Here is a 14560-nt window from a genome sequence, read left to right as displayed (position 1 = left end):
TGTGCGCAACGTCGCGGTTCTCGTAGTGCTCAGGCGTCTCGGTAATCGTCACTGCCGCATCGAAATGGACTGTTCCACGGCGAGGTCGTCTGACATCATGACGCCGTGAAGATCGTATCGATCAATGCCTGGGGCGGCGCGATGTTCGACGAGCTCGTTGCCTGGCTCGAAACCGTTGACGCGGACGTCATTTGCCTTCAAGAAGTCACGCGCACCGCACATCGATCGGGATGGTCGACGTTCGCCGACGGCGAGCGCACACTGCCGCAGCGGTTGAGTCTGTACGACGACGTCTCGGCGGTGCTCACCGACTACACGCCGTACTTCGTCGTGAACGACGCCGGGCCCGTCACCGATGGCGAGGGCGTCGAATTGCGTCAGGACTTCGGGATAGCGACGTGGGTGCGTGACGAGTTTCCGGTGGTCGGACTCGATGCGCGGTTTGTTCATTCACGGTTCGTCGATCACGCGGTCTGGGATGTGGGCGACCGTCCACGAGCTGCTCTGACGGTCACCGTCCGCGATCGTGTCGCGGGAAGGTTCGTCTCCGTCATCCACATGCACGGCTTGCGTGATCCAGCAGGTAAGGGAGACAGTCAGATTCGGGTCGAGCAGGCCCGAGAGTTGGTGGACGTCGTGGAGCACGTTCGCACGACGAGCGATGTCACCGTACTGTGCGGCGATCTGAACCTGCTGCCGTCGAGTGAGACGTTCACACTGCTGGCCGAACACGGGATGACCGACCTCGTGGGAGACGCCGACACTCGAACGTCGATCTACACGAAGCCGATTCGCAGTGCCGGCTATCTGATGGTGTCGTCACCGACCGCCGTACGGAAATTCGAGATCGTCACCGAGCCCGAAGTGTCCGATCACCGAGCGCTGATGCTCGATCTCGTGTGACACTCGGCGACATGAACCGTGTGCTTCGGAGTGCTCTCGTCGTTGTTCTCGCCGCACCGCTGACTGTCGCGTTGACGTTCGCTCGGCCGGGCGTCGCTCATGCCTGCTCGTGTGTCTACAACACAGATGGAACGCAAGCCGAACAGCAACTCGAGGACTTCGCCTCGGGGGACAACGCGGTGTTCACCGGAACGGCGGTCGCCGAGCGTCGAGATGGCTTCACCGTGTACTACGACTTCGATGTCCGCGAGATATTCCGTGGCGACGTCGGCGCGAAGACGACGTTGTCCACTGCAAGTGACAGCGCGGCGTGTGGAACGGGCTTCGAGCTGAAGGAGGAGTACCTCGTCTTCGCCGGCACCTACGACACACAGAACGCACCGTGGTCGGTGACTATATGCTCGGCAACAACGCTGTCCACCAACGAACTCACCCGGGCCGCGACGCTGCAGCAGTTCGGAGAGCCCCGAGCTGTGACAGCTGGCGAGCGTGCCGTCGCGGACTACCCGCAGGGCATGTCGATCGTGCAGTGGGTGGGTATCGGGGTCGCCGCTGCCCTGTTCGCCGCCGGAACAGTGTGGATACTCCGAAGGGCACGTCACTGATCGACGAGGCCCGTATCGGTCCCGTGCGCGACAGTGGTTCTTGCCCTGGGCGATTGCAGTTCGGGGGACCCCGCCGAAGCGGCATGGCCAGGGTCTCCCGAACTTTGCATCTATTGGGCCGTGACCTGCTCGTGCTCATCCACTGTGGGATCTTCGGTCCAAGGATTGGATTCCCACGCAAAGTTCAGTCCGAAGACGACGCCCGCACCGACCAGCACCATCAATGCGGCTCGCCAGAGCGGGATGTCTCCGCCGATGCCCCAGATGATTGCCAGTGCGACGATGACTCCGACGACCGGGCTCAATAGCGCGCGTTTGGTGGCGTTCACAGAGTGCCTCCTGCTTGTTGTCGTCTGGTCAGCAGTTTTTGATACCGCCGACGATACCGCCGACGATACCGCCGGCGATCCCGCCTGGAAGGGCGCCCGCAGCGCCGGCTTCGATCGTGGAGATACCCCCGGTGAGCGCCCCTGTCCCGATGCCCTCGCCGATCCCGTTCACGCATTCTGTGAATCCGACCTGGTGTAGAAATGGCGTGAGCGGACTGGCGAGAGGGGTTTCGACCGGTGGCGGCGGTGGCGGCGCTGGCGATGTTTCCGCGCTAGCAGTCGCCAGTCCGAAAGTGGCTGCTCCGACAAGACTCAGGGAAGCACCCACAGCGATCGTTAAAAATCTGCGCATTGGACATCTCCTCGTCGTTCGAGATCGATTGAGACCTTCCGTTACGTAACAGAAGTAACGATAATATGGGGCGAGGGGTCTGCACAGGCAGATTTTTATGATTCGGATCACACTCAAACGTTCTGTAGGCAGATCGGTCGACGGAAGATTGGCGCTTTTTCTGTCCGTGCAACTGGCCGCTGCGAGTGGGCGGTGTTTGTGACTACAGTGCGTCTCGCACCGCGTGGACGGCTTCCGCGACCCGGCGGTCACGCCGACCAGCTGCGAAGCCGAAACGGGTCCGGTAGCCACGTACTGAGGGGTTCTGTGATCGGGTGACCCCATGCGTACTTCGACATCCACCCGACTGCTCATCGCGATTGCAGCGGCGACGTTGACCGCGGGCGTTGCCTGTTCCTCGACGACCACCACCGAACCGCCGCGATCCGATACCAGCACGTCCCAGTCCACCACTGAACAGGCCTCGGCCGAACAGAACTATCTCGATCTCGAGGACAGGGATACTGCTCGACTGGGCGTCAGTGCTGTCCACTTGGACTCCGATTCCACCGAAAGCCATCGCGGCGACGAACGTTTCGCGTTCTGCTCCACCTTCAAGGTGTATGCCGTCGGTGCCGTACTTGCGGCCGTCGATGCGGGAACTCTGCAGCTGTCCGACACCAGAACGATCACCGCGGAAGACAAGGTGCCCGAGTCCGCGGTCGATTGGGCTCCAGGGTCCATTGTCACGATTGCAGACTTGGCGTCGGCCGCATTGACCGAGAGCGACAACACATCCGGCAATCTTCTGATCCGCGAGGCCGGTGGAACTGCGGCACTCACCGAGTTCGCGCGCTCGCTGGGCGACACCGAGTTTCGACTCGATCGCACCGAGCCTGAACTGAACACCGCCATACCGGGCGATCCACGCGACACCACGACACCGAACTCGATGGCCGCCGGCTACCGGACCTTGCTCGACGGCGATGTACTGACCGCTGCATCACGCGAACAGCTGTTGGCCTGGATGGCCGATACCCAGACCTCCGACGCCCGGTTCCGCGCCGCGCTCCCGGCAGGGTGGACTTCGGCCGACAAGACCGGCACGGGCAGCTACGGCGTCTCGAACGATGCAGGGCTGTTGCTCGGACCGGACGGACAGCGAATTCTCGTGGTCATCCTCAGCGCTACGACGTCAGACACCGAAGACTCACCGGCCATGAATTCCCTCGTTGCCGATGCGACGCGTCAGGTCGTCCAACAACTGCAATGATTCTCAGCCCTCCGCGCGGCGGACGGCGTCGACCAGTGGGATCAGATCCGGCTCGGTCGACGCCTCGTCGAGTGCCTCGCGCAGCGCCGCGTCGTTGGTCGGTCGCGCCGCTTCGAGCAGTGCAAGTCCTTCTTCGCTGACGTCGGTGTAGATGCCACGTCGATCTGTCGGGCACAGGTACCGCGTGAGCAGCCCCCGATCCTCGAGGCGGGTGACCAGGCGAGTCGTCGCGCTCTGGCTCAGGACAACGGCGTCGGCCACCTGCTTCATCTGCAGATGCCCGCCCTCCCCGTCGTGCTGCCTGCCCAGGACGTCGAGCAGCCAGTACTCGCGCGCGCTGAGATTGTGGTTGGTCTGCAGCGCGCGCTCGATGCGGCTTTCGATACGTCCGTGCAGGACCGCAAGCGCAAGCCAATTCTGCGCAAGGGCAGTCAGGGCGGGGTCGTGTGCGCTCATGTGTCGTGCCTCTCGATACCTGTACTCGTGACCACCCACCATACCGCGCTGGCAATTAACGGCGCGTGCAAGTACTGGCGGCTAGGAGGGGGAACTGCGCGCGACGATGCGCCGAGCATGCGCGAGCACCGGGGCATCGACCATCTGGCCACGGAAGGCGAAGACACCGCGATTGTGTGAGACGGCGTCGAGCACGGCGATGGCCCAGTCGATTTCCTCGGCAGTCGGTGCATAGGCCTCGCGAATGACAGGGATGTGGCTGGGGTGAATGGCCACCTTTCCATCGAAGCCGACGGCCACGGCATCGTCGGCTTCCGCACGGACACCGTCGAGATCGGGGATGTCGAGGAACACCGAATCGAGCGCGAACACCCCGCGTGCCTTGGCTGCGAGCAAGGTCTGCGACCGAACGTGCTGCGCCACAGCACGATACTGCCCGTTGGAGAGCCTGCTCGAGTTGCCACCCATGGCGGCCACCAGATCCTCGGCACCCCACATTGCACCGATGGCGTTGTCGGCGGCGAGGGCGTCGAACACCGTCATCGCGCCCAGCGGGGACTCGATCAGCGCGACGACATTCAACGGAGCAAGAGCCGCAATCTGTTCTGCCGATTCACATTTGGGCAGCATCACGGTGGTGTACTCGGTCTGCTGCAACGCCGCGAGGTCCGCGGCCTGATCGTCGGTGCCGTGCGCGTTGACTCGGACGATGGTGCGCGCCGGGTCCAGCGGGGTAGCGGCCACGGACTCACGAGCGCCCGCTTTGTCGGCAGCGCCGACGGCATCCTCGAGATCGAGAATGACCACATCCGCTCGTGCTGCGGCCTTGTCGTAACGCTCGGGTCGGTCTGCCGGGCAGAACAGCCACGCCGGTCCCGGCGGAACCCAGTTCACGACGCCTCCTCCGGTGGTTGCATCCGGACGAGTGTCTTGCGGACGGCGATCGCGACGACGTCCCCGTGCTGATTTCGACCGGTGTGCGTGAACGTCACGATGCCCTCGCCGGGGCGAGACTTCGATTCGCGCTTGTCCGAGATCACGGTCTCGGCGTAGAGGGTGTCGCCGTGGAACAGCGGTTTGGGAAACGACACCTCCGAGAAGCCCAGGTTCGCCACGATGGTGCCCTGGGTCAACTGCGTCACCGACAGTCCGACGAGCGTGGACACGGTGAACATGGAGTTCACCAGTCGCTGCCCGAAAGGTGTTGTCTCGCTGTAGGCCGCGTCGAGGTGCAGGGCCTGGGTGTTCATCGTCTGCGTGGTGAACAGCGTGTTGTCGGCCTCGGTGATGGTGCGGCCGGGTCGGTGCTCGTACACGGTGCCGAGTTCCATCTCCTCGAACCACAGGCCGCGTTGGCGAATTCGTTTGTCGCTCACAGTCCGAGGCTCCGGGCGATCAGCATCAACTGAACCTCGGTTGTGCCCTCACCGATTTCGAGGATTTTGCTGTCCCGGTAGTGGCGAGCGACGACGTACTCGTTCATGAAGCCGTATCCGCCGTGGATCTGCGTCGCATCGCGCGCGTTGTCCATTGCGGCCTCGGAGGCGACGAGCTTGGCGATCGACGCGGCCTTCTTGAACGGCTTGCCCGCCAGCATCAATGCCGCGGCGTCGTAGTACGCGGTTCGAGCGGTGTGTGCGCGGGCCTCCATGCGGGCGATCTTGAACGAGATCGCCTGATTGCGGGCGATCGGAGCACCGAAGGCCTCGCGCTCCTTGGCGTACTTCACGCTCTCGTCCACGCAGCCCTGCGCCGCACCGACCGACACCGCCGCGATCGCGATCCGGCCCTCGTCGAGGATGTGCAGGAAGTTCGCATACCCGCGGCCTTCCTCGCCGAGCAGATTCTCTTGCGGCACGCGCACATCGGTGAAGCTGAGCGGGTGTGTGTCCGACGCGTTCCAGCCGACCTTGTTGTAGGCAGCCTCTGCGACGAATCCCGGGGTGTCGGTGGGGACGAGGATCGAGGAGATCTGCTTGCGTCCGGTCGCTTCGTCGACCCCTGTCACCGCGGTGACGGTGACGAGCTCGGTGATGTCGGTGCCGGAGTTGGTGATGAACTGCTTGCTGCCGTTGATGATCCAGTCGCCACCGTCGCGTCTGGCGGTGGTCTTGGTGCCGCCCGCGTCGCTGCCGGCACCGGGCTCGGTCAGACCGAACGCGGCCAGGGCCTTGCCTGCGGTGAGTTTGGGCAGCCACTGCTGCTTCTGTGCGTCGTTGCCGAAGCGGTACACCGGCATGGCACCGAGTGAGACGCCGGCCTCGAGAGTCATGGCAACACTCTGATCGACCTTGCCGAGCTCCTCGAGCGCCAGGCACAGCGCGAAGTAGTCGCCGCCCATGCCGCCGAACTCCTCGGGAAACGGCAGGCCGAACAGGCCCATCTCGGCCATGCCTGCGACTACCTCGTACGGAAAGGAATGCTCGGCATCGTGTTTCGCCGAGACCGGTGCGACGACCGTCCTGGTGAAGTCGGCAACGGATTTGACCAGTTGCTGGTATTCGTCGGGCAGATTCGACGACGACAGGTGATCGGTCATGGCTGGTCCTCTTCGGTGGGTGTGGGAACGATTCGGGCGAGGATCTGATCGACGCGGACCTGATCCCCCACTGCGACAGTCAGTTCGACTGTGCCGTCGATAGGGGTGGTCAGGGTGTGTTCCATCTTCATCGCCTCGACGACGACGATGGCCGTGCCCGCGGTGACGGCGCTGCCGGTTGTGGTTCCGATCGCGATGATCGAGCCCGGCATCGGCGAGAGGATCTCGGCGTCACCGGAATGGGCATCGTCCTCGCGGACGCTCGCCTCGGCAATCCGATCGATGCGCCAGGTGCCGCGAGCACTGGAAATCCAGGTGGCCGAGCCGTTTCGGGCGAAGGTCATCGATTCTCGGAGACCGTCGATCACCAGATCCACGGAATCCTCGGTGGCCGTAGCCCGGAGGGTGCGCGGCGATCCCTCGTCGACGACGACCGTTGCCGTGCTCGCTGTACCGGTGATGGCCACATGCGCCGTCCGACCGCCGGACGCGAGGCGACGATGGAACGGAGCTTTCGCGCCGACTCGCCAACCCGATGGTGCTGCCCAGATGTCCTGTCCCGCGGCCTGCCACGCGTCGAGCCACTGCACTGCGGTGGCGGCGATCAGCGCCTCGTCGGTCGCCTCGGCTGCCACGAAATCCTCGACACGGCGGTCGAGCAGGCCGGTGTCGAGATTGCCTGCACGAACATCGTTGTCGGCGAGCAGGAACCGTGCGAACTCGATGTTGGTGACCACTCCGAGTACCGCGGTGTCGGCCAGGGCACGATCGAGACTGCGCAGTGCGGTCGCGCGATCGGGCCCGTGCGCGATGACCTTCGAGAGCATGGGGTCGTAGTTGCTGCCCACCTCCGTTCCGACGGCAAGCCCGGAGTCGACGCGAATCCCCGGCGCAGAAGGCTCGCGCAATCCGACGACGGCACCGCCGGTGGGGAGAAATCCGCGGCCGGGATCCTCGGCGTAGACGCGGGCCTCGATCGCATGTCCGGTGAGCGTGATGTCGTCCTGGACGAGAGTCAGGGGCTCACCCGATGCCACCCGGACCTGCCATTCGACGAGGTCGAGGCCGGTGACCATCTCGGTGACCGGGTGCTCGACCTGGAGGCGAGTGTTCATCTCCATGAAGAAGAACTCGTCGGGGCGCTCGGCCGAGACGATGAACTCGACGGTGCCGGCGCCGGAGTAGTCGACACTGCGGGCAGTGTTGCAGGCGGCCTCGCCGATTCGTGCCCGGGTTGCGGCGTCGAGCAAGGGCGAGGGTGCCTCCTCGATGACCTTCTGGTGCCTGCGCTGCAGGCTGCACTCGCGTTCGCCGAGGTGGATGACATTGCCGTGTCCGTCGGCGAGGATCTGTACCTCGATGTGCCGGGGCCGCAACACGAATCGCTCGAGGAAGAGGGTGTCGTCTCCGAACGACGACGCCGCTTCCCGACGTGCGCTGGTCAACGCGGCGGGTAGATCCTCGGCGCGCTCGACCAGACGCATACCCTTGCCGCCGCCACCGGCCGAGGGCTTGACCAGCACCGGGAATCCGACGTCCGGCGCACCTGCGATGAGGTCCTCGTCGGACAGTCCTGGGCGCGAGATGCCGGGCACGACCGGGACGCCGAAGGCGCTGACCGCGGCCTTCGCGGCGATCTTGTCGCCCATCACTTCGATGGCCTTCGCCGGTGGCCCGAGGAAGGCGATTCCGGCTTCGGCACAGGCGGATGCGAACTCGGAGTTCTCGGACAGGAATCCGTAACCGGGATGAATTCCCTGCGCTCCTGTGGCTTTCGCGGCCGCGATCACCTTGGCGATGTCGAGGTAGCTCTCGCGAGCGTTCGCAGGGCCGAGCCGTACCGCGGTGTCGGCCTCGTGGACGTGGCGGGCGTCGGCATCGGCGTCACTGTAGACGGCAACGGTGCGAATCCCCATGCGGCGCAGCGTTCGTGCCACCCGCACAGCGATCTCGCCGCGGTTGGCGATCAGAATGGTGTCTATCGTGGTCATGTCCGTCACATCCTGAAAACGCCGTAGGAGACCGGCTCGAGCGGCGCATTGGCGCACGCCGCGAGGGCCAGTCCGAGAACCTGCCTGGTATCGGCCGGGTCGATGATGCCGTCGTCCCACAGGCGGGCCGTCGAATAGTAAGGGTTGCCCTGACTTTCGTACTGCTCGCGAATCGGCGACTTGAACGATTCCTGGTCCTCGTCGCTCCACGGCTGACCGGCAGCGTCGAGTTGTTCGCTGCGCACGGTCGCGAGCACCGACGCCGCCTGCTCACCGCCCATCACCGAGATTCGCGCGTTGGGCCACATGAACAGAAAGCGCGGCGAATACGCTCTGCCGCACATCGAGTAGTTGCCTGCGCCGTACGAGCCGCCGATGACGACGGTGATCTTCGGGACACGGGCACATGCCACGGCCGTCACCATCTTCGCGCCGTGTTTGGCGATGCCGCCTGCCTCGTAATCGCGGCCGACCATGAACCCGGAGATGTTCTGCAGGAAGACGAGCGGAACGCTGCGCTTGTCGCACAGTTCGATGAAATGCGCGCCCTTCATGGCAGATTCGGCGAACAGCACACCGTTGTTGGCGACGATTCCGACAGGATGACCGTGGATGTGGGCGAATCCGGTGACGAGCGTCTTGCCGTATTCGGCTTTGAAATCGTCGAATTCGCCCGCGTCGACGACGCGGCCGATCACCTCACGCACGTCGTACGGAGTGCGGGGGTCGGTGGGGACGACATCGTAGAGCTCGGTCTGGTCGGCTACGGGTGCGCGCGTCGTGACGACGTCCCATGGCCGTGGTGTCCGGGGCCCGAGGGTGGAGACGATGCGGCGGACGCGGTGCAGTGCATCTCGATCGTCCTCGGCGAGATGATCGGTGACGCCGGAGATCTTGGAGTGCAGATCACCGCCGCCGAGTTCTTCTGCGGTGACCACCTCGCCGGTCGCGGCCTTCACCAGCGGCGGGCCGCCGAGGAAGATGGTGCCCTGGTTCTTGACGATGATCGCCTCGTCGCTCATCGCCGGCACGTAGGCACCGCCTGCGGTGCACGAGCCCATGACGGCGGCGATCTGCGCAATTCCCCTGGCGCTCATGGTCGCCTGATTGAAGAAGATGCGGCCGAAGTGGTCGCGGTCGGGAAAGACCTCGTCCTGACGCGGGAGAAACGCGCCGCCCGAGTCGACGAGATAGATGCACGGCAGGGTGTTCTGTAGTGCGATCTCCTGCGCGCGCAGATGCTTCTTCACCGTCATCGGGTAGTACGTGCCGCCCTTGACGGTGGCGTCGTTGGCGACGATGACGCATTCGCGACCGGAGACGCGCCCGATGCCGGCGATCACTCCTGCGCCGGGGCACTCGTCGTCGTAGAGACCGTTCGCGGCCAGTGGTGCGATCTCCAAGAACGGGCTGCCGGGATCGAGTAGCTCGTCGACGCGGTCGCGGGGGAGGAGTTTGCCTCGTGCGATGTGGCGTTCCCGGGATTTTTCGCTACCGCCGAGCGCCGCCGCGGCGAGCCGTTCGGCCAGCTCGCCGGTGAGACGCTCGTGATCTGCCCGGTTGGCAGCAATGTCGATTGCCATGAGGTGCACGCCTTAGGGGTTGGACGCCGGTGTCACAGGAGTTCAGTTAATGGTTGATAACTGACATCATAGTAAACTACGATTAACTGAGAGTCCAGGGTCGAGGGGGAGCCAGTGCAGGAGTTGGAGGCAAGGCCGACGACGGTGCGCGAGCAGCGCAAGGCCGAGCGTCGACAGCAGTTGCTCGATGCTGCCGCATCACTGTTCGCCGAGCGCGGCTTCACCTCGGTGCGACTCGAGGACCTGGGCGCGGCAGTCGGCGTCAGCGGACCGGCCGTCTACCGACACTTCCCGAACAAGGAGGCAGTGCTCGTCGAGCTGATGGTCGGAATCTCGGAGTATCTGCTCGACGGTGGCCGTGCGGTGGTCGATCGTGGCGGGGCGGCCGTGGATACGTTGTCTGCGTTGGTCGAGTTCCATCTCGATTTTGCCTTCGACACACCGGCATTCATCAAGATCCAGGATCGCGACCTGCAGAGCCTTCCCGAGGGTGCTCGACGCAAGGTGCGCCGAATGCAGCGCGAGTACGTGGAACTGTGGGTCGGGGTGCTCTGCGCCGTCGGCCCGGAACTGAACGAGTCCGACGCTCGAACCACGGCACACGCGGTCTTCGGCCTCATCAACTCCACGCCCAACAGTGCGGGGCGTACTCCGTCGAAGAACGCTCGTCCCGTGTTGCGGGCAATGGTGCTCGGGGCGTTGGGGATTGCTCCGAGTCGTGCAGCAGTGACCTGAGAGTCGACCCCAGGTCACCTATACCGACGCGCGCTCGTCTTCGTCTGCATGTCGGCGAGTGGGCTCGGGTGAACGCGCGCGACGAGATCCGATCACTCCGGCGGCGACGGCACCGACGAGGCAGGCTCCGCCGACCGAGTATCCCAGGAGTGGTCCGCGAGAAGTCAACCAGGCCAACTTGTTCGCGGCGTCGCGTGCCGAGGCCACCTGCTCCAGCCGACCCGTCTCGTCCAGAGCGAGTGACGCCCTGAATATGGTGACCTCGGGGATCTTCGGATCTCTCGCGAAGTACTGGTACGGCGTTTCCTGTCCCCACACCAGGCTCCCACTCGAGGGCTCGACGTAGATGTCGCGAACGTTCGAGTACCAGCGCTTCATCGTGATCGGCTCGTCCCCGTCGCCCAGTCCCCATTTCGATGCCGGGAGGGTCACCGAGTTGATCGGCGACTGTGTTGTGGTCGAGAGGTCGGCTTCGGTCACGATCGATCGGAAGTGATAGATCGGCAGCCCCTCCATGGTGAGCTCCTCGACGAAGTTCGCCTCGAAGCTCGTCCACGCCGTCGCGTCGTAGACCGTGTACGTGATCGGCTGGGTATCGAAGGGGAAGCGATGCTGTAACCCCATGCGCGGCAGAGGAACAGCAGGCGAGTCGACGGTGGTCTGCAGGGATCCGGTGGGCTCGACGGGCAGGCCGGTGCGCCGGTCACTCGTCACTCGATCCACCGAGGCGGTCAGCAGGCCCGCATCCCCGTCGCGGTCGGCGCGTCGCACCGTGGCTCCGACCTGGAAGGTGACGCGGTCTGCGTCGGAGGGATCCTCCACGGTGATGTACCGCTGAAGAACGAGGGGAACATCTGTCGCGATGGACAGGGGTCCGGGTCCGGTGATCGTCCTCGCGTCGAGGACCTCGCCGCCCGCACCTTCTGCCGTGGTGGCCACCGTGGTGGTGGCGATGTCGAGGGGAGTCACCGCCAGACGGTCGTATACGAGGGTGGGCAGAAGTAGCGCAACGACGATCGCGAAGGATCCCAGACCCGCGAGCACGCACATCGCGATTCTCGCCCGTGACATAAACACCGTCCCAACTCATTTCGTTTCCGGCCATCTCATCCTGCCGTGACGGCAGCCCCGAATGTCCGCTTCTGCGTTGTGACCTGTCAGCATGTTCGCCGGAAATCACAGAGACATCAACCGATGTTGAGATTTTCTCGAAAGGTACAGACTGGGGTACGAGGTGGCCCGGGAGTGGAGCCTTCCCGTGACGCTGAATCGAGGTGGACGACGCATGGCGACCGGTATCGATCGAGGCACGGTGGTCGATCGCGGCAGCCGTTGGCGAACCATCGGGACCTTGCGAACCGGGCCCGGTTCTGCAGTCCTTCCGTTCGGCTGGGGACCGGCGATCGTGTTGGTTCTCGTCGCCTTCGTGGACCGTATCGAATTCAGCCTCGTGGCCGCCGTTCTTCCTCAGCTGCAAGCCGAATGGGGTTTCGGCGACGCGGTGGCGGGATCGCTGCCCAGTGCGTCCGCTATCGCCGCGGGCGTCCTGGCGATACCGGCTGCATACCTCGCCGACCGTCACGATCGCGGCAGGATCGTGACCTGGGTCGTCGTACTGTGGTCTCTGGCGACGTTGGGTTCCGCGCTTGCGCCCACCTTCCTGATCTTCTACCTCGTACGGGTCGGTCTTGCCGCGGCGGAGGCAGTGGACAACCCGGCGAGTGCGAGTCTTCTTGCCGACTTCTACCCGCCCGCAACACGATCTACGGCATTCGGTTGGTGGCGAACCTCGGCGTACTTGGGCGGAGCGGGCATTGTCCTGGGTGGTGTGCTGGCGGACTGGCTGGGCTGGCGCGGGGCGTTCATGGTCATGACGATCCCCGGACTGCTTGTCGCAGTGCTCGTCTCACGTCTGAAGGAACCCGAGCGCGGATACGCAGACAGGTTGGCGGCCCGTGCAGACTCGAGCCTGCAGGCTCACACGCCGTCCGGACCGCTTGCCACCCAGCTCCGCCGGCTACTTCCCATCCGAACGCTGTGGTTCACCGGCGCGGCTCTGACGGTTATGAGTCTGTCGATCGGTGGTCTGACCTTCTGGCTACCGAGTCTGCTGCAACGTCGGTACGGCCTGTCCGAATCGGCTGCCGCGACGGCGGGCGGAGGGATGACGCTGCTCGGAATCGTCCTCGGCACGCTCGTCGCGGCGATGGCAACCCGTCGTGCCGTGGTCGGCACCAGCCTCGCGCAATGGCGAGTACTGCTGGGCGGTAGCGGAATTCTGGTGGGAAGTGTGTTCATGTCGATTGCGCTCGGTATGAACTCCACGCTGATGTTCGTCGTTCTCCTCACCGTGTTCGCCTTCTTCTCGGCCTTCGCCCTTCCCACTCTCACCGCCTGCGTCGCCGACGTCGTCCCGGCACGCGATCGGGGCCTGGGATTCGGCATGCTGCAGATCGCCGCGACGGCGGGCGGTGCCGTCGGGCCGCTTCTGGTCGGTGTGGTGTCCGACGCGGCGGATTCACTCACCGTCGGCCTGATTCCGCTTCTTCCGCTGCTGGCCGTCGGGGGAGTGTTCGCTCTTCTGGCCTACTGGTCCGTGGAACGCGATTCGATGCGCGTCCTGGCAGCGGCTGCGCGGGAAGAGTAATTCGATGTCATCGGCCACAATGTCTCCATGACGACCCAACTCTCGCGTGTCGAGCTCGGCCGACGGCAGAGTCGATTCACTCTCGACGAGGTTCCTCGACTGCTGGCGATGGCCGGCTTCGTCGCCGCTCTGCACGTGGTCGGGTGGGGTCTGTTCACCCATTACAACTCCATTCCGAGCATCCACAACCTCACCGGAGCCGACGGCACGCTGGTCTACGCCGGAGCAGGCGTGTTGGCGTACACCCTCGGGCTCAGGCATGCGTTCGACGCCGATCACATCGCCGCCATCGACGACACCACCCGCTTTCTGCTGCAGAAGGGCAAGCGGCCGTTGGCCGTCGGCCTCTTCTTCTCGCTCGGTCATTCGACCGTCGTGTTCGTCTTCGTCGCCGCCATCGCGTTCGTCGCGTCGCGGGCGACGGCGTTCCAGGACGCATTCGCCGGAGTCGGCGGCATCATCGGCACGCTGGTGTCCGGAACGTTCCTGTATCTCATCGCGGCGTTGAACATCGCAGTGCTCGCGGGAATCGTCGGAGTCTGGCGACGCGCGAAACGAGGTGAGTTCACCGAAGCCGGCCTCGACGAGTTGCTGGCCAAGCGTGGGCTGATGAATCGACTGTTCCGAGGTCGCTACGACAAGCTGATCAACCATTCGTGGCAGATGTACCCGCTGGGTCTGCTGTTCGGGCTTGGGTTCGATACCGCCACTCAGGTCGGTCTGCTTGCGGTCGCAGGCACGACGGCCATGGCAGGCGGACTTCCGCCGATGGCGATCATCGCGCTGCCGGTTCTGTTCGCCGCGGGCATGACCACCATGGACACCATCGACGGCATCTTCATGTCCAAGGCGTACGGCTGGGCATTCGTGACGCCGGTGCGCAAGATCTACTACAACATGACGATGACGGGACTGTCCGTGTTCGTGGCACTGGTGATCGGCACAGTGCAGCTGTTGACCCTGCTCGCCGAACAGTTCGAGCTGACCGGCGGGTTGTGGGACGCGTTGGCCGTCATCGATCTGAACTTGGCCGGCCAACTCGTCGTCGGCACGTTCTTCGTCGTGTGGATCGGAGCGGTCGTGTATTACAAGGTGGCGCGCATCGACGAACGCGGCGGCTTCGCACACTCGAATGGAATGGAGAACCAGTGACCTCTCGGCGTCGGAT

Annotated in this window: 15 protein-coding genes; 6 read left to right on the top strand and 9 right to left on the bottom strand. The window is 64.5% G+C overall.

Going from position 1 to position 14560, the window contains the following annotated elements:
* Positions 1–105 precede the first annotated feature (105 nt).
* On the top strand, positions 106–903 hold the full coding sequence (locus CH302_RS23225) for an endonuclease/exonuclease/phosphatase family protein (RefSeq protein WP_037187293.1): 798 nt from the start codon (positions 106–108) through the stop codon (positions 901–903).
* Positions 904–914: 11 nt separating this feature from the next.
* The gene (locus CH302_RS23220; protein WP_141216711.1) at positions 915–1508 is read left to right on the top strand and encodes a hypothetical protein; all 594 of its coding nucleotides are present in this window, start codon (positions 915–917) and stop codon (positions 1506–1508) included.
* A gap of 110 nt (positions 1509–1618) precedes the next feature.
* Here the strand turns inward: CH302_RS23220 and CH302_RS23215 are convergent, their stop codons facing one another.
* Both CH302_RS23215 and CH302_RS30250 read right to left on the bottom strand, forming a co-directional pair.
* Complete coding sequence (locus CH302_RS23215) at positions 1619–1837, bottom strand: hypothetical protein (protein ID WP_037187299.1); 219 nt, start codon at positions 1835–1837, stop codon at positions 1619–1621.
* Positions 1838–1865: 28 nt separating this feature from the next.
* Complete coding sequence (locus CH302_RS30250) at positions 1866–2009, bottom strand: hypothetical protein (RefSeq protein WP_176460759.1); 144 nt, start codon at positions 2007–2009, stop codon at positions 1866–1868.
* Positions 2010–2511: 502 nt separating this feature from the next.
* On the opposite strand from CH302_RS30250, the gene bla reads away from it, so the two are divergent.
* The gene (bla, locus tag CH302_RS23210) at positions 2512–3441 is read left to right on the top strand and encodes a class A beta-lactamase (RefSeq protein ID WP_037187301.1); all 930 of its coding nucleotides are present in this window, start codon (positions 2512–2514) and stop codon (positions 3439–3441) included.
* Between the two features lie 3 nt (positions 3442–3444).
* On the opposite strand, the gene CH302_RS23205 is transcribed toward bla, so the two are convergent.
* From CH302_RS23205 to CH302_RS23180, 6 genes are all read right to left on the bottom strand, one after another.
* Positions 3445–3897, bottom strand: a complete 453-nt coding sequence (locus tag CH302_RS23205; RefSeq protein WP_037187303.1) for a MarR family winged helix-turn-helix transcriptional regulator — start codon at positions 3895–3897, stop codon at positions 3445–3447.
* An 81-nt stretch (positions 3898–3978) separates the two neighbouring features.
* Positions 3979–4791 (bottom strand): HpcH/HpaI aldolase/citrate lyase family protein, encoded by an 813-nt coding sequence (locus CH302_RS23200; RefSeq protein WP_037187306.1) that lies wholly within the window; start codon positions 4789–4791, stop codon positions 3979–3981.
* Positions 4788–5273 carry a MaoC family dehydratase gene (locus CH302_RS23195; protein WP_037187309.1) on the bottom strand — a complete coding sequence of 162 codons (486 nt, stop codon included), beginning with the start codon at positions 5271–5273 and terminating at the stop codon, positions 4788–4790. The genes CH302_RS23200 and CH302_RS23195 overlap by 4 nt, the downstream gene beginning before the upstream one ends.
* Positions 5270–6436: an acyl-CoA dehydrogenase family protein gene (locus tag CH302_RS23190; RefSeq protein WP_037187312.1), complete on the bottom strand. Its 1167-nt coding sequence runs from the start codon at positions 6434–6436 to the stop codon at positions 5270–5272. Before CH302_RS23190 ends, CH302_RS23195 begins: the two co-directional genes overlap by 4 nt.
* A complete protein-coding gene (locus CH302_RS23185; RefSeq protein ID WP_037188768.1) occupies positions 6433–8427 on the bottom strand; it encodes an acetyl/propionyl/methylcrotonyl-CoA carboxylase subunit alpha in 1995 nt (664 codons plus the stop codon). Before CH302_RS23185 ends, CH302_RS23190 begins: the two co-directional genes overlap by 4 nt.
* 5 nt (positions 8428–8432) lie before the next feature.
* A complete protein-coding gene (locus CH302_RS23180) occupies positions 8433–10010 on the bottom strand; it encodes a carboxyl transferase domain-containing protein (RefSeq protein WP_037187314.1) in 1578 nt (525 codons plus the stop codon).
* Between the two features lie 114 nt (positions 10011–10124).
* Here CH302_RS23180 and CH302_RS23175 point away from each other — a divergent pair, with 114 nt between their 5' ends.
* On the top strand, positions 10125–10745 hold the full coding sequence (locus CH302_RS23175; protein WP_037187317.1) for an SACE_7040 family transcriptional regulator: 621 nt from the start codon (positions 10125–10127) through the stop codon (positions 10743–10745).
* An 18-nt stretch (positions 10746–10763) separates the two neighbouring features.
* Here the strand turns inward: CH302_RS23175 and CH302_RS23170 are convergent, their stop codons facing one another.
* Positions 10764–11816: a DUF3068 domain-containing protein gene (locus CH302_RS23170; protein ID WP_052047308.1), complete on the bottom strand. Its 1053-nt coding sequence runs from the start codon at positions 11814–11816 to the stop codon at positions 10764–10766.
* A 187-nt stretch (positions 11817–12003) separates the two neighbouring features.
* Here CH302_RS23170 and CH302_RS23165 point away from each other — a divergent pair, with 187 nt between their 5' ends.
* Both CH302_RS23165 and CH302_RS23160 read left to right on the top strand, forming a co-directional pair.
* Complete coding sequence (locus tag CH302_RS23165; RefSeq protein ID WP_141216710.1) at positions 12004–13392, top strand: MFS transporter; 1389 nt, start codon at positions 12004–12006, stop codon at positions 13390–13392.
* Between the two features lie 27 nt (positions 13393–13419).
* Positions 13420–14544: a HoxN/HupN/NixA family nickel/cobalt transporter gene (locus tag CH302_RS23160; protein ID WP_082323465.1), complete on the top strand. Its 1125-nt coding sequence runs from the start codon at positions 13420–13422 to the stop codon at positions 14542–14544.
* Positions 14545–14560: the final 16 nt, after the last annotated feature.

It is taken from the genome of Rhodococcus sp. 15-2388-1-1a, assembly GCF_002259145.1.
Taxonomy (GTDB): Bacteria; Actinomycetota; Actinomycetes; order Mycobacteriales; family Mycobacteriaceae; genus Rhodococcoides.
Note: the sequence above shows the minus strand (reverse complement) of the source record. Positions and strands in the feature narration are given on the sequence as shown.

Bases quoted from the DNA above. Each gene is read 5' to 3' on its own strand.
- CH302_RS23170 (WP_052047308.1), bottom strand. From the start codon at position 11,816: ATGTCACGGGCGAGAATCGCGATGTGCGTGCTCGCGGGTCTGGGATCC.
- bla (WP_037187301.1), top strand. From the start codon at position 2,512: ATGCGTACTTCGACATCCACCCGACTGCTCATCGCGATTGCAGCGGCG.
- CH302_RS23220 (WP_141216711.1), top strand. From the start codon at position 915: ATGAACCGTGTGCTTCGGAGTGCTCTCGTCGTTGTTCTCGCCGCACCG.
- CH302_RS23180 (WP_037187314.1), bottom strand. From the start codon at position 10,010: ATGGCAATCGACATTGCTGCCAACCGGGCAGATCACGAGCGTCTCACC.
- CH302_RS23185 (WP_037188768.1), bottom strand. From the start codon at position 8,427: ATGACCACGATAGACACCATTCTGATCGCCAACCGCGGCGAGATCGCT.
- CH302_RS23160 (WP_082323465.1), top strand. From the start codon at position 13,420: ATGACGACCCAACTCTCGCGTGTCGAGCTCGGCCGACGGCAGAGTCGA.
- CH302_RS23205 (WP_037187303.1), bottom strand. From the start codon at position 3,897: ATGAGCGCACACGACCCCGCCCTGACTGCCCTTGCGCAGAATTGGCTT.
- CH302_RS23190 (WP_037187312.1), bottom strand. From the start codon at position 6,436: ATGACCGATCACCTGTCGTCGTCGAATCTGCCCGACGAATACCAGCAA.